The 21,350-nt window shown below is 65.4% G+C and carries 22 protein-coding genes and 1 pseudogene; 8 read left to right on the forward strand and 15 right to left on the reverse strand.

Annotated elements, in window-relative coordinates; genetic code table 11:
* Positions 1-73: 73 nt before the first annotated feature.
* The gene (locus AC6UUM_RS06940) at positions 74-1,045 is read right to left on the reverse strand and encodes a hypothetical protein (protein WP_500804599.1); all 972 of its coding nucleotides are present in this window, start codon (positions 1,043-1,045) and stop codon (positions 74-76) included.
* A gap of 190 nt (positions 1,046-1,235) precedes the next feature.
* On the opposite strand from AC6UUM_RS06940, the gene AC6UUM_RS06945 reads away from it, so the two are divergent.
* The 3 genes and pseudogenes from AC6UUM_RS06945 (at position 1,236) to AC6UUM_RS06955 (ending at position 2,808) form a co-directional block, all read left to right on the forward strand.
* Complete coding sequence (locus AC6UUM_RS06945; protein WP_500804600.1) at positions 1,236-1,802, forward strand: hypothetical protein; 567 nt, start codon at positions 1,236-1,238, stop codon at positions 1,800-1,802.
* Positions 1,771-2,540: pseudogene (locus AC6UUM_RS06950) on the forward strand (IS5 family transposase). The gene AC6UUM_RS06945 and the pseudogene AC6UUM_RS06950 overlap by 32 nt, the downstream one beginning before the upstream one ends.
* Positions 2,524-2,808: a PEPxxWA-CTERM sorting domain-containing protein gene (locus AC6UUM_RS06955; protein WP_500804601.1), complete on the forward strand. Its 285-nt coding sequence runs from the start codon at positions 2,524-2,526 to the stop codon at positions 2,806-2,808. The pseudogene AC6UUM_RS06950 and the gene AC6UUM_RS06955 overlap by 17 nt, the downstream one beginning before the upstream one ends.
* Positions 2,809-2,885: 77 nt before the next feature.
* Here the strand turns inward: AC6UUM_RS06955 and AC6UUM_RS06960 are convergent, their stop codons facing one another.
* The 7 genes from AC6UUM_RS06960 to AC6UUM_RS06990 form a co-directional block, all read right to left on the reverse strand.
* Complete coding sequence (locus AC6UUM_RS06960) at positions 2,886-3,449, reverse strand: cysteine dioxygenase family protein (protein ID WP_500804602.1); 564 nt, start codon at positions 3,447-3,449, stop codon at positions 2,886-2,888.
* Positions 3,436-4,698 carry a peroxiredoxin family protein gene (locus AC6UUM_RS06965; RefSeq protein WP_500804603.1) on the reverse strand — a complete coding sequence of 421 codons (1,263 nt, stop codon included), beginning with the start codon at positions 4,696-4,698 and terminating at the stop codon, positions 3,436-3,438. Before AC6UUM_RS06965 ends, AC6UUM_RS06960 begins: the two co-directional genes overlap by 14 nt.
* A gap of 132 nt (positions 4,699-4,830) precedes the next feature.
* The gene (locus AC6UUM_RS06970) at positions 4,831-6,195 is read right to left on the reverse strand and encodes a glutamine synthetase family protein (protein WP_500804604.1); all 1,365 of its coding nucleotides are present in this window, start codon (positions 6,193-6,195) and stop codon (positions 4,831-4,833) included.
* A complete protein-coding gene (locus AC6UUM_RS06975; RefSeq protein ID WP_500804605.1) occupies positions 6,192-7,586 on the reverse strand; it encodes an aminotransferase in 1,395 nt (464 codons plus the stop codon). Before AC6UUM_RS06975 ends, AC6UUM_RS06970 begins: the two co-directional genes overlap by 4 nt.
* Positions 7,586-8,347, reverse strand: coding sequence for a gamma-glutamyl-gamma-aminobutyrate hydrolase family protein (locus AC6UUM_RS06980; protein WP_500804606.1), 762 nt, complete (start codon positions 8,345-8,347; stop codon positions 7,586-7,588). The genes AC6UUM_RS06975 and AC6UUM_RS06980 overlap by 1 nt, the downstream gene beginning before the upstream one ends.
* The gene (locus tag AC6UUM_RS06985; RefSeq protein ID WP_500804607.1) at positions 8,344-9,576 is read right to left on the reverse strand and encodes an NAD(P)/FAD-dependent oxidoreductase; all 1,233 of its coding nucleotides are present in this window, start codon (positions 9,574-9,576) and stop codon (positions 8,344-8,346) included. The genes AC6UUM_RS06980 and AC6UUM_RS06985 overlap by 4 nt, the downstream gene beginning before the upstream one ends.
* Positions 9,577-9,580: 4 nt before the next feature.
* Positions 9,581-10,930, reverse strand: a complete 1,350-nt coding sequence (locus tag AC6UUM_RS06990; protein WP_500804608.1) for a glutamine synthetase family protein — start codon at positions 10,928-10,930, stop codon at positions 9,581-9,583.
* 184 nt (positions 10,931-11,114) lie between these two features.
* Here AC6UUM_RS06990 and AC6UUM_RS06995 point away from each other — a divergent pair, with 184 nt between their 5' ends.
* Positions 11,115-12,419 (forward strand): amino acid permease, encoded by a 1,305-nt coding sequence (locus AC6UUM_RS06995; RefSeq protein ID WP_500804609.1) that lies wholly within the window; start codon positions 11,115-11,117, stop codon positions 12,417-12,419.
* Between the two features lie 3 nt (positions 12,420-12,422).
* Here AC6UUM_RS06995 and AC6UUM_RS07000 read toward each other — a convergent pair whose 3' ends face one another.
* Together AC6UUM_RS07000 and AC6UUM_RS07005 are read right to left on the reverse strand one after the other, a co-directional pair.
* A complete protein-coding gene (locus AC6UUM_RS07000; RefSeq protein ID WP_500804610.1) occupies positions 12,423-12,899 on the reverse strand; it encodes a GreA/GreB family elongation factor in 477 nt (158 codons plus the stop codon).
* Positions 12,896-14,389, reverse strand: a complete 1,494-nt coding sequence (locus tag AC6UUM_RS07005) for an FAD-binding domain-containing protein (protein WP_500804611.1) — start codon at positions 14,387-14,389, stop codon at positions 12,896-12,898. The genes AC6UUM_RS07000 and AC6UUM_RS07005 overlap by 4 nt, the downstream gene beginning before the upstream one ends.
* 284 nt (positions 14,390-14,673) lie before the next feature.
* Between AC6UUM_RS07005 and AC6UUM_RS07010 the strand changes: the two genes are divergently transcribed.
* Positions 14,674-15,825, forward strand: a complete 1,152-nt coding sequence (locus AC6UUM_RS07010; RefSeq protein ID WP_500804612.1) for a M42 family metallopeptidase — start codon at positions 14,674-14,676, stop codon at positions 15,823-15,825.
* Here AC6UUM_RS07010 and AC6UUM_RS07015 read toward each other — a convergent pair whose 3' ends face one another.
* The 3 genes from AC6UUM_RS07015 to AC6UUM_RS07025 all read right to left on the reverse strand — a co-directional run bounded on the left by AC6UUM_RS07015 (position 15,826) and on the right by AC6UUM_RS07025 (position 17,363).
* Positions 15,826-16,077, reverse strand: a complete 252-nt coding sequence (locus tag AC6UUM_RS07015; protein ID WP_500804613.1) for a hypothetical protein — start codon at positions 16,075-16,077, stop codon at positions 15,826-15,828. It lies immediately after the preceding gene.
* Between the two features lie 111 nt (positions 16,078-16,188).
* Entirely contained in the window at positions 16,189-16,833 is a 645-nt protein-coding gene (locus AC6UUM_RS07020) for an NrsF family protein (protein ID WP_500804614.1), read from the reverse strand.
* A gap of 5 nt (positions 16,834-16,838) precedes the next feature.
* Positions 16,839-17,363 carry a sigma-70 family RNA polymerase sigma factor gene (locus AC6UUM_RS07025; protein ID WP_500804615.1) on the reverse strand — a complete coding sequence of 175 codons (525 nt, stop codon included), beginning with the start codon at positions 17,361-17,363 and terminating at the stop codon, positions 16,839-16,841.
* Positions 17,364-17,540: 177 nt separating this feature from the next.
* On the opposite strand from AC6UUM_RS07025, the gene AC6UUM_RS07030 reads away from it, so the two are divergent.
* Positions 17,541-17,903, forward strand: coding sequence for an arsenate reductase (locus tag AC6UUM_RS07030; RefSeq protein WP_500804924.1), 363 nt, complete (start codon positions 17,541-17,543; stop codon positions 17,901-17,903).
* 1 nt (position 17,904) lies between these two features.
* Positions 17,905-18,312 carry an EVE domain-containing protein gene (locus AC6UUM_RS07035; protein WP_500804616.1) on the forward strand — a complete coding sequence of 136 codons (408 nt, stop codon included), beginning with the start codon at positions 17,905-17,907 and terminating at the stop codon, positions 18,310-18,312.
* A gap of 9 nt (positions 18,313-18,321) precedes the next feature.
* On the opposite strand, the gene AC6UUM_RS07040 is transcribed toward AC6UUM_RS07035, so the two are convergent.
* Both AC6UUM_RS07040 and AC6UUM_RS07045 read right to left on the reverse strand, forming a co-directional pair.
* Positions 18,322-19,767, reverse strand: a complete 1,446-nt coding sequence (locus AC6UUM_RS07040; protein ID WP_500804617.1) for an MFS transporter — start codon at positions 19,765-19,767, stop codon at positions 18,322-18,324.
* Positions 19,768-19,862: 95 nt separating this feature from the next.
* On the reverse strand, positions 19,863-20,354 hold the full coding sequence (locus AC6UUM_RS07045) for an MGMT family protein (RefSeq protein ID WP_500804618.1): 492 nt from the start codon (positions 20,352-20,354) through the stop codon (positions 19,863-19,865).
* A 120-nt stretch (positions 20,355-20,474) separates the two neighbouring features.
* Between AC6UUM_RS07045 and panB the strand changes: the two genes are divergently transcribed.
* Positions 20,475-21,338 (forward strand): 3-methyl-2-oxobutanoate hydroxymethyltransferase, encoded by an 864-nt coding sequence (gene panB / locus AC6UUM_RS07050; protein ID WP_500804619.1) that lies wholly within the window; start codon positions 20,475-20,477, stop codon positions 21,336-21,338.
* Positions 21,339-21,350: the final 12 nt, after the last annotated feature.

Consider the following 21,350-nt stretch of genomic DNA (forward strand, 5'->3'; position numbering starts at 1 on the left):
GTGGGCGCAATCCAGCACAAATCGAAGCGCTTCCGCATCGTGTCGTCAAGACAGTGAAGTCCGACCCGCACGTTCAGGGCGGCTTGGCGCCGCTGTCCGGGGCCAAGGCTGTGATGCGCCGTACCGATTTCAGCAAGGTGATGATCTGGTGCCAGGAACGCATGGCATGAACGTCCATGACGCCGGGCATGGGGATCGCCAACAGGCCTCGCGTGGTGCGCTCGATCTGGCCCATGGCGATCATGCGGTTGATCTTGCGGCGCACGGTTTCGGGCGGCAGCCCGACCCGGCGGGCGATGAAGTTGGCGCTGACCGGGCGGCACTCGGCGCTCGGCGTGGGGCTGTCGAGCCAGGCATAGGCCTTTGACAACACGGGATCATGGGTGATCTGGCGGTTGTTTTCGACATAGATCGTGAAATAAACGACGGCACTGTCCCGATCAGAACCAAAAATCAGCCCGCCATCAACCAATGTGCGCGATATATATTTGCAAACCAGGATGAATACCAGATTGCTGCTCGCAGCAATGGCGACGTGATCGATTGCCAGATGGACGGTGAGATCGGCCAGCAGCACCGCATCATAGCCATTGTTGATGATCAGCCGATCAAGATCATCGATCAGCGTGCCCAGGCGAGCTGACAGATTCTCAAATTCATCGCGCAGTGCATTGTTGGCCAGATAGTCCAGATTGATGATGACGCCGCGATCATCGCTGACCGCAAGGCCGCGCGCCTTCAGCAGGGCAATCTTGCGGCGCACGGTTTCGGCATCAAGGCCCAGCGCCAGCGCGACGGAGGCAATCGGCACCGGCCGACACGCTTCGAGCGGCAAAAAGCGATTGCGATAGCGTACGGCCAACCCGGCATCGGCCAAGATATATTCAGTGTTGGCCAATTCGATGAACAGGCAGATCACCGCCAGCTTGATATCGCCGTCGAAAAACGCGGCCCATTTCAGGGCAATGTCATAAGACCATTGATCAATGATGCGCGCGATGGCGCGCAGCGGCCGCTGGCCCTGACGCGATGTAATCTGTTGCATGTGATCCCCTGTTCGGCATTCCAAATGCGCAATGCAAGGTGAACCACCCCATTTTGAGTGGGTGCGACCTTGCGGTCATCACCAGTGTCAAGCGACTTACTAAATCGCATGGCCTCTTCTTGGGCACGGCGCGCATCTATTTCACGCGGGTGGATGCAACATTCCGGCGGGTTCAGGGGGTAACAGGAATATGGTGAAGTTTACTAGTCTTGTATCCATTGCAACGGGCGCCGTAACTTTGATTGTGGCCGTGCCAGCGCAAGCGACGCTGGTTGCACTCTACAAATTCGATTCCGCTGCAAACCTGGGTCTCGACAGCAGTGGTCTCGGCAATAATCTGGTGAATTCCGGTGGGACTTTTACCACCGGACGGACGGGTGGCGGGGTTGCCCTCGACGGCAGCAGCTTGCTGTCGACCGTCACCGGGCTGGTGCCGTCGATGTTCCCGCTCGGATCATCGGCCTATACGATTTCCGCCGACTTCAAGACGCCGTCTACTGGCGCTCTCGGCATTATCGGCTGGGGCGCCTACGGCACGAACAATAGTGTCAATGCGCTGCGCCTTATACAAGGTGGCTTCCGCCATTATTGGTGGGGTAGGGATCTCGATGTCGGTGCCAACACAAGCAACAATCTATGGCACAACGTTCTCGTTAGGCCGTGTACCCATAAATGGGATTCCCAAGGCGGCGAGGTTCTGATTCAAGGTTTCCGGAAGGGAGCCTATGGTGAGCCGCTACGATCTGACGGAGTTTGAATGGCGTGTGATTGCGCCGCTGCTGCCGAACAAGCCGCGCGGTGTGGTGCGGGTGGACGACCGGCGGGTGTTGAATGGCATCTTTTGGGTGCTGCGTTCGGGTTCGCCCTGGCGTGATCTGCCGGAACGCTATGGCCCCTACACCACGTGCTACAATCGGTTCCGGCGCTGGACGAAGGCCGGCGTATGGGACCGGATCATGGATGCAATTACAGATGCTTACGGTGGCGACGTGCGCATGATCGACGGCACCAGCGTGCGTGTGCATCATGCCGCTGCCACTTTAAAAAAAGCCACCCAGATCGATGTCTTGGACGAAGCCGGGGCGGTCTTACTACGAAAATCCATGCTCTGACCGATGCCGATGGCCTGCCGGTGAAGATCGTCATCACGCCCGGCCAGACCCACGATATCAAGGCGGCTGCTGAACTGCTCGCCGATATCCGCCACGGCCAGATGGTGCTTGCAGACCGGGCCTATGATGCCGACTGGCTGCGCGCCATGGTGGCTGGTGGCGGTGGCTGGGCCAACATCCCACCCAAGCGCAACCGGCGCGATCCCGTCTGCTTCTCGCCCTGGCTCTACCGCCAGCGCAACCTCATCGAGCGGTTCTTCAACAAACTCAAATACTACCGCCGCATCGCCACCCGCTATGACAAGCTCGGCTCATCCTTCCTCGCAATGACCAAGCTGGCCTGCATCAGGCTACGCCTGCGCCATTATGAGTCCACGGCCTAGTTTTGACGGAACGACACGCAAACTATTCTTTGACGGTGTGTTGAGCCACAGCGACAGGCCTGGTCTTCCCAATGTGCAGAACGGCAATTTTGCGATTGGCCGGACGTTCGGCAGTGAGTTTTTCAAAGGCACGCTCGACAATGTCGCCGTCTACAATACGGCCATGGAGCCGGCGCCGGAACCGGCAAGCTGGGCGATGCTGATCGCTGGCTTTGGCCTCGTCGGCGCCGTGAGCCGCCGTCAGCGTTCAACGATGGCTGCCGCCTGACAGCGCGTTGCGCAACATGGCCCGGCGCCTCGCAGAACAGCGGCGCGCCGGACCGTGTTTTTCCAATCTGGCGCCGATTACGTGAAGTCCGGCGTTTCCGGGCCATTGGCATATCCCGAAATGAACGGCTTCACGCCGCCGGCATCGGGATAGACGTGGCGTTCGTGCCGGCCGATGTCGGTGCCATAGACATGGATGCTCACCGACACCGCATCGGGCAGCGCATTGGCCACGCGGTGGATATCGCCTTGGTCCGGCCCGATCAGCTCGATCTGGCCGGGCTGCAAGCGGTGCGGCCGGCCCAGAGCCCGCGGCGGTGCAGTGCCATCGGCGGCGTGGAACTGGCTGGTTTCGGCGCCGCGCAGCATGCCGACCACACCCCACACGCCATGATCATGCACCGGCGTCTGTTGCCCCGGCCCCCACACGAAACTGACGATGGAGAAACGCCCGGCTGGATCGGCATGCAGAAGATATTGCTGATAATGTTCGGGATGAGGGCTCGCATAGGCCGGCGGCAGCCAGTCATCACGGGCCACCAGCCGCGCCAGCGCCGCGCCGATGCGCTGCTGCGGTGCCGGCGCGGTAAGTGCCGCCTGCACGGCGGCAATGAATGCGGCCAGGGCCTCAGGCACGCTCACGCAGCAGCTTGCTCACCGTCTCGTCGAACTCGCGCTTGGCGGCTTCGTGCAGCTTGCCCGTTGCCGGCCCAGCCCAGCCGACATGGACTTCGCGCACCCGGCCGTCACGGCCGACGAAGATGGTGGACGGATAGACCTTCACCGGCCCCAGCGGGCCGAGCGCCGCCTTGGACGATTCCGGCGTCGGTTCACCAGCGAGCAGCAGCGGATAGGTGATGCCATAGCGTTTGGCGAAGCTGTTCACCTGGCGGAAGGCGCGGACGGGATCGGTGCCATATTCGAATTGCAACCCGATCAGTTCCAGGCCTTCCTTCTGCCGGCGCTTGGCATAGGGCACCACGAACAGCGCTTCGTCATGGCAATTGGGGCACCAGGCGCCGCCCAGCGTGATCACCACCACCTTGCCCTTGAAGCGCGCATCGGACAGCGAAACTTGTCTGCCGCTGGCATCGGGGAATTTGAATTCCCAGCGCTGGGCCCCGGGGCCTTCGACCGCCACCGCCTTGAAGCCGCCGGCATCGGCGCGCTTGGCCGTCCAAGGTGTCGGCGTGACGGTGGCAACGCCAAAGCTGCCACCGGTCAACACGCCGTTCGCCAGCTTCGCCGTCCAGATGCCCGAGGCGCTGCCATCGAAATGCGACAGGCGCAGCGTATCGCCATCCAGTTCGCCCGCCAGGAAGCGCGTATCACCGGAGGGGAATTGCACCGAACCGCTCACCAGATTGCCCTTCTGGGTGAATTGCGCCAGGCCCGTCACGGGCTTGGTGCTGCCGCTGATCACGGTCCAGCGGCCGCTGATATCGGCGGCTGGCCGGCGCGGGCTGGCGCTGAAGCGATAGCTGGCGCGCGTGGCGGTAACGGCCTTCGTTACCGGGCCGATGGCACGGATCAGTTGCGCCGTGCCACTCAACTGGCCCGGCCCGGCGACAGTCAGGGTGACCGTCGAGTTGTAGGACGGGAAGGCCAGCACGAGCTTGTCGCCCTCCACCGACACCTGCTCCACGGCCAGGCGTTCGGGCGGGTTGAGCAGCCAGGCCTGCCAGCGCCCGCCGGTCTGCTTCACCTCAAGCCCCACCGGCAGCGGCCCGCCGCCATGGTCCAGGCTCAGCCGCCAGCGCCCGACCAGATCGGCCGGCGCCGCGGCGGCCGGGCCGATGAGCATCAGCGCCGCCAGAGTGGCCAGCGCGGCGCGGATCAGCAGCGCGAACGGGCTGAGAAGCGTGGAAACCGACATCATGAAAAACCTCATCACCTGCGATTGGGGTGCGATGCTGTGCAGCACGCCCATGATCAATCCGATCCTATGCCGGTCGTTGCCCCGGCCGCCAAATCAGGGAATCTTGGGGCTGGCCAAGCTGATATTGTCATTGACGTTCGCGCCCTAGCTGCTGGCCAGATACCACTCGTGATCGGTGGCCGAGACGATGGCCTGATAAGCCTCCAGCTCGTGGCGCTTGATGGCGGTAAACATCTCGATGATGTGATCGCCGAAGGCCGCGCGCAGCGGTGCCGAGGCGCTGAAGCGGTTCAGCGCCGCAGCCCAATCGGTGGGCAATTGATGTCCGGGCGGGATGGCGGTGGCATAGCCGTTGCCAAGCGTGATCGGGCCGGGCGGCTGCGCGGCGGCGAGGCCCTGGTGCATCGCCGCCAGCACGGCCGCGACGGCGAGATAGGGGTTGGCATCGGCACCCGACACCCGATGTTCGACATGGCGACTGGCTGGCGGCCCGGCCGGAATGCGCAGCGCCACGGTGCGGTTGTTGATGCCCCAAGTGGCGGCGATCGGCGCATAGGTGTTGGGCCGCAGCCGGCGATAGCTGTTCATGTTGGGCGCGAAGATCGCCATGCTGTCCGGCAGCAAGGCCTGCAGCCCGGCGATGGCGTGTTGCAGGGCCGGCGCGCCTTCGGGAGCATCGGCGGCGAAGATATTGGCTCCGCTCGCATCCAGCATCGAGACATGGATGTGCATGCCTGACCCTGCAATGTCGGCGAACGGCTTGGCCATGAAGGTGGCGGCAAAGGCGTGCGCGGCGGCGCATTGGTGGACGATGCGCTTGAACAGGACCGCCTCATCGCAGGCGCGCAACGCGTCGGCGTGGTGGGTCAGGCCGATTTCCATCTGGCCCGGCGCGTTTTCGGTGATGGCGGCATCGATGCGGATGCCGGCCGCATCGCCGGCGGCGTTGACCGCATCGATGAACGGACGGACGGCAGCGAGTTCGGCCAGGCCATAGACATGCGGCAGCGTGGCGCCGCCAGCCGGGCGTGGCCGGCTGGTATCGGCATCGAGCAGGTAGAATTCCAGCTCGCACGCCACCACCGGCGTCAGCCCGCGCGCGGCCAGCGCCGCAATCGTGGTGGCAAGCACATGGCGCGGATCGAGCACGCACGGCCGGCCGTCGAGCTCGTGCAGGCTGACGAGCATCTGCGCACTGCCCGGCCCGCATTGCGGGGTGATCGCCAACGTGCCCGGCACCGGCCAGGCCAGGCGATCGGCGTCACCATCTTCCCACACCAGCCCGGTTTCCGGCACATCATCGCCGCGGATATCGTTGACCAGCAGCGAGCCGGGCAGGAAGCGGCCCTGCTTGTAAACCGACAGCAGTTCATGGCGGCGCAGGCGCTTGCCGCGCGGCACGCCGGCCATGTTGGTGAAGATCATGTCGATGGCATCGACTTGGCCGTGGGCCGCCAGAAATTCTTCGGCCTCGCTGACGGCGGCAATGGGGAGGGCAGGGTGCGTCATGTCGGGGTTCCGCCCAGGGCCAGCAGCGCTGGGGTGGCGTCGGCAAAGGCCAGTTCAAGTCGTTCGACGATCAGGTCGATTTCGGCGTGGGTGATGATCAACGGCGGGCACATCACCAATTTGTCGCCCACCGCACGCACCATCACGCCGCGGGCAATGGCGGCATCGCGCACGATCGGCCCGGCGGTGCCGGGTTCGGGGCCGAAACGGCGGCAGAGTCCACCTCCTTGTGCCTTGTCCGCAACAATCTCGACCGCGCCGAGCAGGCCGATGCTGCGCACTTCGCCAACGAACGCCTGCGATTTCAGTCGGGCCAGCGCCGTTGCCAGATAGGGCGCCAGATCATCCGCCACCCGTGCCACCAGCCCCTCACGCTCCATAATGGCGATATTGGCCAGCGCCACGGCAGCGGCGACCGGATGGCCGGAATAGGTATAGCCGTGGGCGAACTCACCGCCGGTGCGCAGCGTTTCCGCGATTTCGGCGGTCACGGCGGTGGCGCTGATCGGCAGGTAACCCGATGAAATGCCCTTGGCCATGGTGATGATATCGGGCGCGATGCCGAAATGCTGGTGGCCGAACCATCTGCCCAGCCGGCCGAAGCCGCAGATCACTTCGTCCATCACCAGCAGGATGCCGTGGCGGCGCACGATGGGCACGATGGCGTCCCAATAACCGGCCGGCGGGATGATCACGCCGCCGGCACCCTGCACCGGTTCGGCAACGAAGGCCGCGATATTGTGCGCGCCAACGGCCGCAATGCGATCCTCCAGATCCTGCGCCAGCACCGCCACGAAGGCGGCATCATCCAGGCCCTCGGCTTCGCCGAAGCCATAAGGCTGGCGGACGTGGGAGATGCCGGGCAGGTGCGGCCCCTGGGCATGCATGCGCGCCATGCCGCCCAGCGACATCGATCCGATGGTGGTGCCATGATAGCCATTGGTGCGGGCGATGAACTGGGTGCGGCCGGGCTCCCCCTTGATGTCCCAGTAACGCCGCACCATGCGCATGGCGGTGTCCATGGCTTCGGAGCCGGAGTTGCTGAAAAACACATGCGGCAGCTTGTAATCGGTCAATTCCGCGACCTTGGCAGCGAGCGTGATGGCCGGCGGCGTCGCGGTCTTGAAGAAGCCGTTGTAATAGGGCAGCTCCAGCATCTGGGCATGGGCGGCGTCGGCCAGTTCGCGCCGGCCATAGCCGACCTGAACGCACCACAGCCCGGCCATGGCATCGAGGATGCGCAGGCCATCGCCATCTTCGATATAGACGCCCTGCGCGCGGGTGATGACGCGGCTGCCGCCCAGCGCGACGATTTCGGCAAAATCGGCTTGTGGCGGCAGGTGATGCGCCACATCGAGCCGCCGCAGTTCATCGATATCGTAATTGCGCATCACTGGTCCTCGTAGTCGCCACGCGCTGCCCGGCCCAGCAGGGCAAAATAGGCGCGGCTCTGTTCGTTGTTATCGGCATTCCATTCCGGATGCCACTGCACGCCGAGCAGCAGCGCGCTGCCGCAGCGGCCCGAAACCGCTTCGATCAGGCCATCGGGCGCGGTGGCCTCAACACGCAGGCCAGGCGCGAGGGCCGCAATGCCCTGAAAATGCACGGAACTGACGCTGAGGGCCGAGACGCCGTGCAAGGCCGCCAGCACGCCGCCCGGCGCCAGCGCGACATCATGGCCATGATCGAACATCGCGTTGAAGCCGACATCAGCCGGGGCGTGATGCATGCCGCTGATGGCGGAAAGATCGGCGCGCAGCGAGCCGCCGAGCGCAACGTTGATCTCCTGCAAGCCGCGGCAGATGCCGAACAGCGGTTTGTTGTGCTGCGCCGTGGCGGCCAGCAGTTCGACGGCGAGATGATCGCGGTGCGGATCATAAGGGCCGGTGCCATCGGCCGCGCCGGAGCGCGCCGGTTCGAGGTTGGACAGGCTGCCGGTCAGGAGCACGCCATCGAGCCGGCGGACGATATTGGCGATATCCTGCCCCAAAGGATTACGGCGTTCGAGCGCCGGCAGCAGCACGGCATCGGCCGCGGCGTGGCGGGCAACGCCGTGGACATAGCGGTTCATTACCGCCTGCGCGGTCTCGACGCCGATCTGGCGGTTGCAGCAGATGATGCCGATAAGGGGCCGAGAACTTGTACTGGTCATGCGGCGGCCTTCAACCGGTCGCGCAGCGCCAGCGCCAGCATGCCGGCGGTGTAGAGCGGCCGCCGCGCCGTGGCGCCCCCCGGCCAGCGCCGCATCGGCAGGCTGGCGAGCAGATCAAGATCGGCGCGGTTGCCCAGGACGGCATCGGCGAGGGCCTGGCCGGCGCTTTGCGCGAGCAACAGCCCGTGGCCGGAATAGCCATGGGAAAACCACAGCCGCTGTTGCTGCCCGATGATCGGAAAGCGGGTGACGGTGATGGCGACGGTGCCGCGCCAGGCCCGTTCGAAGGGGGCATCGGCCAGCATCGGGAACACGGCAGCCAGGCGCGGGCGCACCACAGCGGCAATATCATCAGGCGGGTCAGGCGTGTAGCGTTCGCCGCCGCTGAACAGCAGGCGGCGCTCAGCATCCAGGCGGTAATAATCCAGCGCAAAGCGCGTGTCGGACACGGCTGAATTGCCGGGCAGCAGGCGGGCGGCCAGATCGGCAGACAGTGGCGCGGTGGCGATGCTGTAGCTTTGCACCGGCATCAGCTGCCCGGCGAACAGGGTGCGGCTGCCGTTGATGCGCAGCTGATCGACACCGGCATCGCAAGCGATGACCGCTTGATCCGCATGGACCGTGCCGTGTCTGGTCGTGATGGTGACGCCGCTGGCCGCCGTGTCGATGGCCAGCGCCGGGCAATCCGTCTGCAGCACCGCCCCGGTGGCCACCGCATGGTCGGCGAGGGCGCTGGCATAGGCGCCGGGATCGATATGGCCGCCGCCAGAATCGAACAGCCCGCCGTGATAGCAACGCGCGCCGACATGGGCCTGCACATCGGCCGCTTCGACGATTTGCGCATCATGGTAGCCCAGATCATCGGCCAGGCAGCGCATTTCGGCCTCCATCCAGCGCCGGTCGGTCTTGAAGCTGGCGGCGGTCAGATGCCCCGTTGGATGGTAGGCGCAATCCGGCGTGGCCAGCGTCGCGGTACGGTCGCGCGCGGCGAGCGTCAGGCGCAGCAGGCGCTGCGCGCGCTCGCGGCCGAAGCGTTCGACCAGCGAGGCGGCGCCCTGGCGCAGGCCGGGGATCAATTGGCCGCCGCTGGCCCCGGTCGCACCACTCCCCGGCCGGTGCGCATCGAGCATGATCACCGACGCGCCGACCCTCGCCAGCGCCAGGCCGGCGCTCAGCCCGGTCAGGCCAGCCCCGACGATGCAGACATCAGCGCGCAATTCGCCCGCCACTGCTTCAGACCTTCAAAAGCAGATGCTCGCGTTCCCAGGAGGAGATCACCTCCTGATAGGCGTCGAGCTCCGCCTGCTTGATGGCGATGAAGGTGGCGATGAAATCCTCGCCGAGATATTGCCGGATCGGCTTGCAATTGGCGAAGCGATCGAGCGCCTCGTAAAGGGTGCGCGGCAGGGTACGGGCCATGCGATAAGCCGAACCGGTGATGGATTCGCGCGGTTCCAGGCTGTCGATCATGCCGATCAGCCCGCACATCAACGATGATGCGATCGAAAGATAGGGATTGGCGTCGGCACCGGGTAGGCGGTTTTCAACGCGGCGATCGCTGCCCAGGGAGCGCGGCACCCGCAGCCCGCAGGTGCGATTGTCGAGGCCCCACTGCACGTTGATCGGCGCATCATGGGCGGGCTTCATGCGGCGGAAGCTGTTGACATTGGGCGCAAACAGCGGCGCGATCTGCGGCAGCAGGCGTTGCAGCCCGCCGATATAATGGTGGAACAGCGGCGAATCGCTGCCATCGGGCAAGGCGAAGATATTGTTGCCGTCGGCATCGATCACCGATTGGTGGATGTGCATCGCCGAACCCGGCTGGTTCTGCATCGGCTTGGCCATGAAGGTGGCGTGGATGCCGTGGCGCTGGGCGACCTGGCGGACGATGCGCTTGAACAGCAGGGCCTGATCAGCGCGCGCCATGGCATCGCCGTGCAGCAGGTTGATTTCCAGTTGGCCGGCACCGGCTTCGTGGATCAGCGTATCGAGCTCCAGCCCGGCGCGCTCGGCGAAATCATACAGCTCCTCGATCAGATCCTCATATTCGTTGATGGCTTCCAGGCCATAGGGTTCGGACACGGTTTCGGCGCGGCCCGAACGGCCAGCAGGCGTGTGCAGCGGCAGATCGGGGTCGGCGTTGGTCGCCGTCAGGTAAAATTCCAGTTCCGGCGCCACCACCGGTGTCCAGCCGCGTTCGGCATAAAGCGCAAGGATGCGGCGCAGCACATTGCGCGGCGCGATCTCCACGGGTTGCTCATTGGCGTAAAGCGCATCGGCAATCACATAGGCGGTCTGTGTCTTGTAACCGGGCGCGACCCGCAGCGTGCTGAGATCGGGGACAACGATGACATCGGGATCGGACAGCGGCGCGATGTCGAGATCTTCAGGGTAACCGCCGGCCACGGTGACCATGAAGATGCTCGACGGCATGCGCAGCGATTGATCCTCCACCACGCGCAGGAACTTGGGCGCCGGCAGCACCTTGCCGCGGATGATGCCGTTCATGTCGGGCACGATGCACTCGACTTCGGCGATGGCGCGGGCGGCCATCCATTGCTTCAGTTCTTGCCCAGTCATCATGTCGTACCCGTCGGTTGCAAACGTCGCCGCCACGCGGGCAAGCCTGCGCGCAGGATATGTCCATTCGCGCAGGCACGTGCCATGGTGGCCCACGTGCCTAGCATGATGGCCGGAGCGGGGGTAGCGGGTGGCAGAACTGACGGGAACAAGCGGTGCAGGTGCCGGTGGTGCAGGCGCCGCCGCCATGCCGGCGCTGGCCAAGTCGCTGAAGCGCCGCCATGTGACGATGATCACCCTGGGCGGCGTGATCGGCGCCGGGCTGTTCGTCGGCAGCAGCGCCGCCATCGCCAGCATCGGCCCGGCCGTCATCGTCAGCTATGCGTTGGCAGGCAGCATCGTGTTGCTGGTGATGCGGGTGATTGCCGCGCTCGCCGTGGCGCTGCCCAAGGCCGGGGCCTTCACCGAATATGCCCGCGCCGGCATCGGCCGCTGGGCCGGCTTCACCGCGGGCTGGCTCTATTGGTATTTCTGGGCGATCGTCATCGGCATCGAGGCCATCGCCGGCGCAGCGATCATCGCCCAGTGGGTCGATCTGCCCACCTGGATCATCGGCCTGGCGGTCATGCTGTTGATGACCGGATCGAATCTTCTGTCCACCCGCAGCTTCGGCGAATTCGAATTCTGGTTTTCCACCATCAAGGTGGTGGCAATCGTGCTGTTCATCGGCGTGTGCGCGGCCTTCCTGTTCGGGGTGGGGCCGGCCGGCACGTCGCAGGGCCTGGCCAATCTTACGAGCGATGGCGGCTTTGCGCCGATGGGCTGGGGCGCGGTGATGGCCGGGGTGACGTCGGTGATCTTTGCGCTGGTTGGCGCCGAGATCGTCACCATGGCGGCGGCCGAAGCCGAGGATTCGGCCGATCTGGTCGCCCGCATGGCCAGCACGCTGATCATGCGCATTTCCATCTTCTATATCGGTGCCATCTTCCTGATCGTCTGCATCGTGCCGTGGCGCAGCGTGGTGGCGGGGCAATCGCCATTCGCCGCCGCGCTGGCGGTGGTCGGCGTGCCGGGGGCGGCGCTGATGATGAACCTGGTTGTGCTGGTCGCCGTGCTGTCGTGCCTCAATTCGGCGATCTATGTCGCTTCGCGGGCGCTGTTCACCCTGGCCGCCAACGGCGACGCGCCGCGCTGGAGCGTGAAGATCGACAAGCGCGGCGTGCCGGCCCGATCGATCCTTGCCTGCACGGCGGTGGGCTTTGCCAGCGTGGTCGCATCGGTGCTGTCACCGGGCGTGGTGTTTGCCTTTCTGGTCAACGCGTCGGGCGCCATCATCATCTTTGTCTACATGCTCACCGTGGTGGCGGCGATCCGGCTGAATGTCGGCACCGGGCCGCTGCTGCGCTGGGGGCGGCATGTCGCGGTGGCGGCGATGCTGGCGGTGCTGGCAGCGATGGCCGCCACGCCGGAGCTTGCCGTGCAGCTTTATGCCAGCCTCGGCTGTCTCGCCGTGGTGCTGGCGGCGCACTGGGTGACACGGCGGCGCGTGTAACCGTCACGGCCAACTTATCGCCATCACCTCCCAGTTTTTCTCGCCGCCGGGCAGGCGCACGGCCCGCACATCACCCACCTTGGCCCCGCGCAGGGCGCGCGCCAGCGGCGCGCTCCAGCCGATGCGGCCCTGTGCTGCATCCTGCTCGTCATCGCCCACCAGGGTGAGCGTGCGGCGCTGGTCATCGTCATCGGCGATTTCGACGGTGCAGCCAAACAGCACCTTGCCGGGCTCGCTCTGGCTGGCCGGATCAATCACCCGGGCTGCAGCCATGCGTTTCGCCAGATGGCCGAGTTCCCGGTCGATCTCGCGCAGGCGTTTGCGGCCATAGATATAATCGCCATTCTCGCTGCGGTCGCCATTGCCGGCGGCCCAGCGCACCACCTCGACGATGCCCGGCCGTTCGCCGTGCAAAAGATGATCATAGCGGGCGCGCAAGGCAGCCATGCCGGCGGGCGTGATCGGGTTGCCGTCCGTCACAGATCGAGGCTGCCTTGTGCAACAGGCGCGGGCGTGCGTCGCCGCTCGATGCTGGGCAGGCCGGCCTTGCGGCTGCCGTGCCGGATCACGATGGCCCGCGCCGGGCCGGCATGGGCAGGATCGTGGCGGATGGCGGTGATCGCCGCCTTGGCATCGCGGGCCGCCCGTTCATGGTTCACCAGCGGCACCGGATAGGCACCGCGCTGTTCGGCGGGCGCCAGCCAGGGTTCATGCAGCAAGGCGGTGGGCAGATGCGCCAATTCCGGCAGCCAGCGCCGGATGAACGCGCCGTCGGGATCCTGATCATGGCCCTGTTTCACCGGGTTGTAGATGCGCGGGATGTTGGTGCCGGTGGTGCCCGATTGCATCTGCACCTGCGCCCAGTGGATGCCCGGTTCATAATCGGTGAACAGCCGCGCCAGCACCGCGCCGCTGTGCCGCCAATCCAGCCGCAGATGATAGCTTGCCACCGCCATCACCATGGCACGCATGCGAAAATTCAGCCAGCCGGTTGCCGCCAGGCTGCGCATGCAGGCATCGACGAATGGCCAGCCGGTGTGTCCGGTCGCCCAGGCCGCCAGCCGCGCCGCATCATGCCGCGGCAGGTCGGCATAGGCCGGGTGCAGGCAGCGCGCCTCCAGCCAGGGCGCATCCTCCAGCTTCTGGATGAAGTGGCAATGCCAGTGCAGGCGGCTGATGAAACTGTCGATGGAGCGGGTGAAGGCAAGATCGCCGTCGGTCTGCCAGCGGGTGCGCGCCGCCAGTGCGGCCTGATACGCCTCCCGCATGGACAGGGTGCCCAGCGCCAGATGCGGCGACAAGCGCGAACAATGGTCGGCACCGCTGGCCGGGGCCGACATGGCGGCGCGATAGGGGCGGCCGCGAAACACGAGGAAGCTTTTCAGCAGCGTCAGGCCTGCGCGCCGCCCGCCGGGCTGGCGGTCACACGGGTCTGGTGCCAGGCCCAGGCTGGCAGCATCGGGCAGCGGATCGCTGGCCACATCTGCCATGGCAATGTGAGTCGGTGCCGGCAGGCGGGGCGCGCGCATCATCACGTCCCAGCGCGCGGCCCAGCCATTGCGGTTGTTCAGCGCCCGCCACACGCCGTGCTGGCGGGCTTCGATCATGGGCACGCCGGCGCCGCGCGCCCAACGGCGGACGGCCTTGTCGCGAGCGAAGCTCCACAGATTGCCGGTCTCTTCATGGGCGTGGATGGCGGTGATGCCGTGGGCTGCATGCAGATTGCGCAGCACTTCGACGGCATCGCCCACCCGCACGACCAGCCGCGCGCCGCGTGCCGCCAGGCTGCGGTCCAGATCGGCCAGCGACTCGCGCAGAAAGTCATGCTGCCGCCCGCTGGCATCGGCTTGCGCCCACTGATCCGGCTCGACGATGTACAGCGGCAGCACCGGCCGGCCACTGGCGACGGCGGCGGTGAGCGGCGCATGGTCGTGCACCCGCAGATCGCGTTTGAACCAGACAATGTCCATCGTACGTCATCGGCCTTCGGTTTTGACAGTTTTGACGAGAGGGTCTCGATTGCCCCTTGAATCCATTGGCGAAATGAAAAATCACGCTCCGCAGACCAGGGCGCTTCGAGGCCCGGTCCACCACCATCCATTTTTTAGCACTGTGCCACAATGTAGGACAGGGACGGCAAATGTGGAACATATGGTGTCCGATTTCTGCTGTCACGTGTCGCGGCGCCGCAGCAGGCTTGATGACAGGTGCAGCGATGTGCCAGTGATGGGCCGCGTGAAACAGGGGAATGATCATGCGCCGCGCTGCCTTGCTGCTGGGACTCGCTGCCTGGCTTTCTGCACCGGCCGTGGCCGCGCCAGGCGACCGGGTGGAACGCCTGCTCGGCGAGCTGGCCGACGCCGCCGGCCCGCCGGGGTTCGAGGAACCGGTGCGCGCCATCATGGTGCGTGAACTGGCGCCGCTGGCTGACAGGATCAGCTATGACGGGTTGGGATCAGTGATCGCGAGCCACGGCAATGCCGGGCCGCGCATCATGCTGGATGCCCATATGGATGAAGTGGGCGGCATGGTGCGCAGGGTGACGCCGGGCGGCTTCCTGACCATGCAGATGCTCGGCGGCTGGCTCGATCAGGCGCTGGTCGGGCAGCGCTGGGTGATCATCGGCAGCAAAGGCCCGGTGAAGGCCATCACCGGCATCCGTGATGTGCATGTGACACCCCAGGATGAGCGCACGCGGGTGGTCCCGCGCACCAGCATCTATCTCGATATCGGCGCGAAAAATGCCGCCGAAGTCGCCGCGCTGGGCATCAGCCCCGGCGATCCGGTGGTGCCCGATGCGCCGTTCGCGGTGCTGGGCAACAGCGGCCGCTATCTCGGCAAGGCCTGGGATGATCGGGTCGGCCTCGCCGTGGTGATCGAGGCGCTGCGCCGGCTGGCCAAGGAGGGCCACCCGAACCAGTTGTTCGTGGCGGCCACCACGCAGGAGGAAACCGGCCTGCGCGGCGCCCACACCGCCGCCGACGTGATCAAGGCCGATATCGGCATCGCCATCGAAGGCGGCGTGGCCGGCGATCAGCCTGGGCTCAACGCCGATGAAACCCAGGCGGTGCTCGGCGGCGGGCCGGGGATTTTCCTGTATGATTCGTCGGCGCAGCCCAACCGCAAGCTGACCGCGCTGATCATCGCGACGGCCGACGCGATCCGGGTGCCGTTGCAGCGCGATCTGGTGCAGGGCTATGGCGACGACAGTGCCGAAATCCAGAAATCGAACGGCGGCGTGCCGACGGTCAATCTGGTGGTGCCGGCGCGCTACACCCACGCCCACAATGGCGTCATCGACCGGGCGGATTTCGATCGGACGGTGGAACTGGTGGTGGCGCTGATCAAGCGGCTCGATGCAGCGACGGTGGCGCGGCTCAGGGATTTCGCGCCGGGCAGCAAGTGATTACCGGGCGAAATCCAGCAGCAGAACAATGCCCAATCCAATCCCAAGAAGGCCATGCCACAGCGGCGGAGTGACTGCACGAGACGGATAGGCTTCCAATTCGCGGCGTTCTTCGAAATAGGTTTCGGACGCGCCGGCCCGCAGTTCTGCCAATCGGGATTGACCCAACCACTTGGCGCGCGAATGGACCAGAAGATGGGACACGCCCCGGCCGATCAGCATTATTGCAGCCAGTGAAGCAATTGCTGACATTTGCTTTCCTTTCACCACGCAATGCTGATTGGGGCGAAAACGTCTGTCAAGCAGGGTTGCCTGCAATAGTCTCACGGGCGGCTTGGCAGTTGAGCTGCACCCCGGCGCTGATCACCAGCGGATCAGGCGCGGGATGAAGGCGCGGCCCGCGGCGGCGCAGGTCACCACGGCCAGGCTGTGCCACAGGCCGATGTGCATGATGTCATTGTAGGGGCAGTGCATCGCCACCGCGAAGATGCCGAAGCTGCCGGCGGCGACGCCGGTGACCAGGCCGGCCCGTTCGGGTGAGGTGGGTGCGCCGCGCCGCAGCCATGCCACCAGCAAGACGGCCGGCACCAGGCCGAGCGCGCTTCCGGCCAGCAGGCAAACGATCCCATGTTCGGGCGCGGAGCGGGCCAGCGCCGTGGCCGGGCCATTGGCGATGCCGGTGATCAGCGCGGCCAGCGGCAGAACCGTTGCCATCGCCGCCGCCCACAGCCAGCCGCGATGATCGCTGCCCACCTGCGGCCGGCCCATGATCACAACGGTGACGGCCGCAGCAAGGCCCAGGACGAGGAACGAGCCGCTGCCCATCAGGAACATCGGTTCCAGCCGGCCAGCGGCCAGATCGGGCCGTAGGCCGACGCTGAACAGGATTGCCGCAAGGCAGATGCCAATGGCGGCGGCGATCAACCACAGGCCCTGCGATTGGCGCATGCGGCGCACGGGGCGCAGTTCATCGACCAGATTGGCGATCAGATCATCGGTGGTGGCCATGGGGTTCAGTCTTTCTCGATGAGGGCGGCGAGCTTCTTCAGCCCGCGATGGATGTTGACCTTGACCAGCGATTCGCTTTGCCCGCAGGCGGCAGCGGCTTCGGTGACGGAAAGCCCTTCGATCTTGACCAATTCGATGGCGCGGGCTTGCGCCGGCGACAGATATTGAAACAATCGCGCCAGGCTGATGCGGGCAGCGATGGCGGGTTCGTCGCTGGGGGCGACGGGTTCGATCTCAAAGCCGGTTTCATCGGCGCGGTAGAGCTTGCGCAAGTGATCGACCCAGCGATAGCGGGCGATGGCGGCGAGCCAGGGCAGGAACGGCCGCTCCGGATCATAGCTGGCCAGTTTCTGATGCAGGGACATCAGGGTTTCCTGCACCAGATCATCGCAGGCATGCGGCGTGACCCGGCGCCGGTAAAAACGCATCAGCCACTGGCTGCACGCCGACAGCAGCGCGGCATAGGCCTGGCGGTCGCCATTTTGCGCCATGGCCATCAGCCGGGCCAAAGTGGCTTCATCGGCGATCATCTGCGGGTCGATCGGGCCATGGCGGACTCGGTGAAAGGGCGGAGGCAGGCTGCACCTGCACCTGCACATCCTCATTCGCAATGTGGCGGCATCCGGTTACACATTTGCTGCGGCGGCGTGTCTGCGGCTTGGCAGCGCCCGGCAGGCTTGGCATGGAAGGGCCAAGGGAGACGCATGATGGCGTTGACAGTTTACGGCATACCCAATTGCGACACGGTGAAGAAAGCGCGCGCCTGGCTGGCGGCGGCCGGCAAGAGCCATGATTTCCACGATTACAAAAAGGCCGGCGTGCCTGCCGATGCGCTGGGCCGCTGGGTGGCGCGCTTGGGGTGGGAGGTGGTGCTGAACCGCGCTGGCACCACGTTCAAGGCGCTGCCCGATGCCGACAAGGCCGGGCTGGATGCGGGCAAGGCCATCGCCCTGATGCTGGCCAACCCGTCGATGATCAAGCGACCGATTGTCGAGGGCGCCAATGGAACAGAGTCCGCAGCGCTGATCGGCTTCAAGCCCGACATGTGGGCCGCGGAATTGGGAGCCTGACATGGCGCGCTGGTTGGTAAAATCCGAACCGTTCAAATATAGTTGGGACATGCTGGTGCGCGACGGCCAGACCATGTGGGATGGGGTGCGCAACAACCAGGCGGCGATCTATCTGCGCACCATGAAGATCGGCGATGAGCTGTTTTTCTATCACAGCAACGAAGGCCTGTGCGTGATCGGCATCGCCGAGGTGGTGGGCGAGCATTTCATCGACCCCAGCGACCCCAAGGCGCGCTTTCCGGCGGTGCTGGTCGGGCCGAAGCGGCTGCTGTCCAGGCCAGTGACACTGGCGCAGATGAAGGCGGAGCCGCGGCTGGCCGGCATGGCGATGTTCCGCCAATTCCGGCTGAGCGTGGTGCCGATCACGGACGAAGAGTGGGATGTGGTGCTGGAAATGGCGGAGGGCTGACGGTCGCCTTCAAGGCGACCCGCGCTCCGCCAGCGTGGCCAGATTGGCCTCATGCGCGGCGCGGCTGAGGCGGTAGCGGGAGACGGCGAAAATCATGCCGGCCCACACCAGCCAGATCGCCGGCACATAGGTCGCGCCCAGTTGCCACAGGCTGGAGTCCGGAACCTGGCTGGGATTGGCGCCCTTGGGGAATTGCGCCAGGGTCAGCACGAAACTGGCGGCCATGACGCCCAGGCCCTGCACGGCCTTGCGGATGAAGGTGTTGGCGGCAAAGAAAATCCCCTCGTTGCGGCGGCCGGTGCGGACTTCGGCCTGCTCGACCAGATCGGCCAGCATCGATGCGGTGAGGGCCTGGAAACAGATGATCAACCCGACATCGATCATGGTAACAAAGAACACGATCCAGAAGATCGCCGGATCGCCATTGGGCGGCAGCAGACCGAACAGGCGCAAGATGATCGGCAGCGGCAGCGCGAGCCCGGCCAGCAGCCCGATCAGCACCGCGCCGCGTTGCTTGCCCAACCTGCGGCTGACCAACGGGGACATGCCCCCGCCGATTGCGGCGGAAATGAACACGCTCATGGTGATCAGCCCGATCTGTTGGGAACTGAACCCCCAGAAATAGGCCGAGAAATAGAAGCTGAGCGAGGCCGAGATGCCGGTGGCGATGGCGCCGAAGATCGCCGCCATGAACAGCGCGGAGAAGTCGCGGTTGGCGATGGTTTCGAAAATCTCGCTGAAGATGGCCTTCAGGCCGAGGGCCCGCTTTGCCGGGGCTGCACGCAGATGCTTGATGTGGCTGTGCGTGCCCAGCGCAGATGCCATGATCGCCACGAAGATCAGCACCGAAGCGATCATGCCATACAGCTGATAGGCGTCGCGGTTGAACTGCCCATTGGGGATGGCCGCTGTGGCAAAGGCCGGGAAGATCAGGGTGAAATTCGCCACCGTCATGATGCTGCCGATCACCCAGGCAAAGAACAGCCGCCAGCCGAACAGCGCGCTGCGCTCGTCATAGCTTTTCGCCAGCTCCGGGCCGAGCGCGGTGCTGGGAATCTCGTAAAGGCTGATGCTGATCCGGGTCAGGCTGGCAAGGACGAGCAGATACCAGAACAGCGCCGTCTGCGACCAACCCGACGGCGGGTCCCACACCAGGAAATAGATGCCGGCCGTGGGCAAGGCCGACGCATAGAGGAAGGGGTGGCGGCGTCCCCAGCGCGAACGGACATTGTCGGACCAATAGCCGATGACCGGATCGACGATCGCATCCATCACGAGCGCAATGGTAATCGCCAGCCCGACCAGCCGCGCATCCACGCCAATCACCTGGCTGTAGAACAGCAGCAGGAAATAGCTGAAGCCGCCATCCTTGACGCCATAGGCGCCGGCGCCGAAGCCATAGGCCAATTTGGTGCGCAATGTTGGCGCGCCGCCTGGCACGTCTGCTGGCGTCATGCGGTCCATCCCAAGCCTGCCGCGTCTGGTTTGTGCGGCGTTGTTGGGATTGAGTATCAGTGGCAGCGCCACCACTGTAAAGCGCAGCAAAATCGCTAGGGTGTGAAGGCCTTTGCCGACCGCGCGGCGAAATCGAACACCGCCAGTTTGCGGCGCAACGGCGCGGCGGTGACGCCTTCGGCTGCAAGATATTGCGCCTGCAACGCGCCGCCACCGGGCGCCTTGTCATTCAGAAAGCCGCCTTTCTTCAGCAGCCGCCACCACGGCGTCAGGTTGGCCGGGTCCTCGCCCATGCTGCGCCGCTCCTCGGCGGCGCGGGCGGCCATGTTGGCGAAGATGGCGGTGGAGACCGGGCAGGCGACAGCCACATCATGGTGGCGGGCGATGGCGGCGCGCAGCTGATCGAGCGTCGCGACCTCGCCGGGCGCGATCCGGCGCAGGAAGGCGTCCACTTCCGCCGGGGAACTGATCACCATCGCGCCGCCATCAGCCTCCCGGTAGCCGGGCGCGCCGGGCGGGATCATATGGACAATGTGCGGCGGCTTTGAAGCGGCCAGGTGATCGAGGGCGGTGCGTTTGCGGCTCATGGCGCGATTCATGCCGCAACGGCGGGCAGGGGTGAATAAGATGGGTTTGTTCCCGGTTTGTAGGTTCCTATCCCTGCGACCGGTTGAGAAGCCAGCCCGGCCAGCGTATTGGCCGCAGCCATGAGCACCACCTTCACGCTTGATACCAGCACGTCGCGCGCCCACCCGGTGCCTGAGCCGGTGCGGCGTCTGACGGTGCCGGCGATCCAGAAGCGCAAGGCCAAGGATGGCGGCGGTGAGCCGATCGTCATGCTCACCGCCTACACGGCGCGTATGGCGCAGTTGCTCGATCCGCATTGCGATCTGCTGCTGGTCGGTGATTCGCTGGGGCAGGTGATCTATGGCCTCGACACTACGGTGAAGGTGACGCTGGACATGATGATCGCCCACGGCGCCGCCGTGGTGCGCGGCAGTTATCGCAGCGTGGTGGTGATCGATCTGCCGTTCGGCACGTACGAGGAAAGCCCGGAAGCCGCCTATCGCACCGCGGCCCGCGTATTGCAGGAAACCGGCGCGGCAGCCGTGAAGCTGGAAGGCGGCGCGGTGATGGCGCCGACGATCAGGTTCCTGACCGAACGCGGCATCCCTGTCATGGCGCATGTCGGCCTCACCCCGCAGGCGGTCAATGCGCTCGGCGGCTATGGCGCGCGCGGGCGCAGTGAAGCGGAACGCGCCAAGATCCTGAACGATGCAAAGGCTGTGGCCGAGGCCGGCTGTTTCGCCATGGTGGTGGAAGGCGTGGTGGAAGGCCTGGCCATCGACATCACCAATGCGGTGAACTGCATTACCATCGGCATTGGCGCTGCCGTGCAGTGCGATGGCCAGGTGCTGGTGGTGGATGACATGCTGGGCATGTTCGATCGGGTGCCGCGCTTTGTGGAGCGGTTCGACGATCTGGCCGGGCATATTTCGGCGGCGGCGGCGGAATATGCCCGGCGGGTGCGCACACGCGCCTTTCCCACCGAAGCCCAGCTGTATCGCTGAAGCCTTTACCTT

Source organism: Sandarakinorhabdus sp. (assembly GCF_987265915.1).

Coding starts and splice junctions, on each gene's coding strand:
- AC6UUM_RS07025 (WP_500804615.1), bottom strand. CDS start 17,363: ATGATCGCCGATGAAGCCACTTTGGCCCGGCTGATGGCCATGGCGCAA.
- AC6UUM_RS06970 (WP_500804604.1), bottom strand. CDS start 6,195: ATGACGCACCCTGCCCTCCCCATTGCCGCCGTCAGCGAGGCCGAAGAA.
- AC6UUM_RS06980 (WP_500804606.1), bottom strand. CDS start 8,347: ATGACCAGTACAAGTTCTCGGCCCCTTATCGGCATCATCTGCTGCAAC.
- AC6UUM_RS06945 (WP_500804600.1), top strand. CDS start 1,236: ATGGTGAAGTTTACTAGTCTTGTATCCATTGCAACGGGCGCCGTAACT.
- AC6UUM_RS06990 (WP_500804608.1), bottom strand. CDS start 10,930: ATGATGACTGGGCAAGAACTGAAGCAATGGATGGCCGCCCGCGCCATC.
- AC6UUM_RS06940 (WP_500804599.1), bottom strand. CDS start 1,045: ATGCAACAGATTACATCGCGTCAGGGCCAGCGGCCGCTGCGCGCCATC.
- AC6UUM_RS07040 (WP_500804617.1), bottom strand. CDS start 19,767: ATGACGCCAGCAGACGTGCCAGGCGGCGCGCCAACATTGCGCACCAAA.
- panB (WP_500804619.1), top strand. CDS start 20,475: ATGAGCACCACCTTCACGCTTGATACCAGCACGTCGCGCGCCCACCCG.
- AC6UUM_RS07020 (WP_500804614.1), bottom strand. CDS start 16,833: ATGGCCACCACCGATGATCTGATCGCCAATCTGGTCGATGAACTGCGC.
- AC6UUM_RS07005 (WP_500804611.1), bottom strand. CDS start 14,389: ATGGACATTGTCTGGTTCAAACGCGATCTGCGGGTGCACGACCATGCG.
- AC6UUM_RS06955 (WP_500804601.1), top strand. CDS start 2,524: ATGAGTCCACGGCCTAGTTTTGACGGAACGACACGCAAACTATTCTTT.
- AC6UUM_RS07030 (WP_500804924.1), top strand. CDS start 17,541: ATGGCGTTGACAGTTTACGGCATACCCAATTGCGACACGGTGAAGAAA.
- AC6UUM_RS07035 (WP_500804616.1), top strand. CDS start 17,905: ATGGCGCGCTGGTTGGTAAAATCCGAACCGTTCAAATATAGTTGGGAC.
- AC6UUM_RS06975 (WP_500804605.1), bottom strand. CDS start 7,586: ATGCGCAATTACGATATCGATGAACTGCGGCGGCTCGATGTGGCGCAT.
- AC6UUM_RS07045 (WP_500804618.1), bottom strand. CDS start 20,354: ATGAGCCGCAAACGCACCGCCCTCGATCACCTGGCCGCTTCAAAGCCG.
- AC6UUM_RS07010 (WP_500804612.1), top strand. CDS start 14,674: ATGCGCCGCGCTGCCTTGCTGCTGGGACTCGCTGCCTGGCTTTCTGCA.
- AC6UUM_RS06995 (WP_500804609.1), top strand. CDS start 11,115: ATGCCGGCGCTGGCCAAGTCGCTGAAGCGCCGCCATGTGACGATGATC.
- AC6UUM_RS06965 (WP_500804603.1), bottom strand. CDS start 4,698: ATGAGGTTTTTCATGATGTCGGTTTCCACGCTTCTCAGCCCGTTCGCG.
- AC6UUM_RS07015 (WP_500804613.1), bottom strand. CDS start 16,077: ATGTCAGCAATTGCTTCACTGGCTGCAATAATGCTGATCGGCCGGGGC.